The organism is Streptomyces sp. NPDC046985, assembly GCF_040644415.1.
In the GTDB taxonomy this organism is placed as follows: Bacteria; Actinomycetota; Actinomycetes; order Streptomycetales; family Streptomycetaceae; genus Streptomyces.
On sequence record NZ_JBEYWK010000054.1, the window covers coordinates 1 to 1,293 of the forward strand.

1 protein-coding gene and 1 pseudogene are annotated in these 1,293 nt (G+C 66.6%); both read right to left on the reverse strand.

Annotation, left to right across the window (positions count from 1 at the left end; genetic code table 11):
* Positions 1-866 (reverse strand): alpha-amylase family glycosyl hydrolase (locus ABZ861_RS31465; RefSeq protein WP_361637461.1); only part of this gene is annotated, 866 nt, incomplete at its 3' end.
* Positions 863-1,293: pseudogene (locus ABZ861_RS31470) on the reverse strand (alpha-1,4-glucan--maltose-1-phosphate maltosyltransferase); the annotation flags it as partial. The gene ABZ861_RS31465 and the pseudogene ABZ861_RS31470, both read right to left, overlap by 4 nt.

Consider the following 1,293-nt stretch of genomic DNA (forward strand, 5'->3'; position numbering starts at 1 on the left):
GGGAAGTGGAAGGCCATGTGGCATTCGTCGCCGCCGGCGCCGTAGTCGCCGAAGTAGTCGACGACGTCTTCGGGCCATTGGTTGGCCTCGGCGAGCAGCACGGTGTCGGGGTACTGGGCGTCGATCTCCTTGCGGACCCGCTTGAGGAAGTCGTGCGTCGCGGGCAGGTTCTCGCAGTTGGTGCCCTCCTGCTGGTACAGGTACGGCACCGCGTCCAGCCGGAACCCGTCGATGCCCAGGTCCAGCCAGAACTTCAGCGCGGAGATCATCTCCTCCTGCACGGCCGGGTTCTCGTAGTTGAGGTCCGGCTGGTGCGAGAAGAAGCGGTGCCAGTAGTACTGCTTGCGGACCGGGTCGTAGGTCCAGTTGGACACCTCCGTGTCGACGAAGATGATCCGGGCGTCCTGGTACTGCTTGTCGTCGTCGGCCCACACGTAGTAGTCGCCGTAGGGGCCCTCGGGGTGCTTGCGGGACTCCTGGAACCACGGGTGCTGGTCGCTGGTGTGGTTCATGACGACGTCGATGATGACCCGCATGCCGCGCTGGTGGGCGGCGTCGACGAACTCGACGAAGTCGGCCAGGTCGCCGAACTCCGGGAGCACGGCGGTGTAGTCGGAGACGTCGTAGCCGCCGTCGCGCAGGGGTGACTGGAAGAAGGGCGGCAGCCACAGGCAGTCCACGCCGAGCCACTGGAGGTAGTCCAGTTTGGCGGTCAGGCCCTTCAGGTCGCCGACGCCGTCGCCGTTGCTGTCCTGGAAGGAGCGGACGAGGACCTCGTAGAAGACCGCGCGCTTGAACCACTCGGGGTCGCGGTCCTTGGCGGGAGTGTCCTCGAAGGTGTCCGGAACGGGCTCATTGACGATCATATGGTGGGTGACCCTCCGATCTGCGGGTGGGACGGTCGCAGGACGGTGAAGACGTGCGCCGGCCGGCGGCCCGGCTCCAGACGCACATAGTTGGCCCTGCCCCAGTCATAGGTCTCGCCGGTGAGCTCGTCGCGCACCGGCACCGACTCGTGCCAGTCGAGGCCGAGTTGCGGCATGTCCAACGAGACCGTGGCCTCCTGGGTGTGGTGCGGATCCAGGTTCGCGACCACCAGAACCGTGTTCGATCCGCTCCGTTTGGAGTAGGCGATCACCGCTTCCTGATCGGCCTGGTGGAAGTGCAGGTCGCGGAGCTGGTGCAGGGCGGGACTGCGGCGGCGGATGTCGTTGAGGCGGGTGATGAGGGGGGCGATGGTGCGGCCCTCGCGTGCGGCGGCCTCCCAGTCGCGGGGTTTGAGCTGGTACTTCT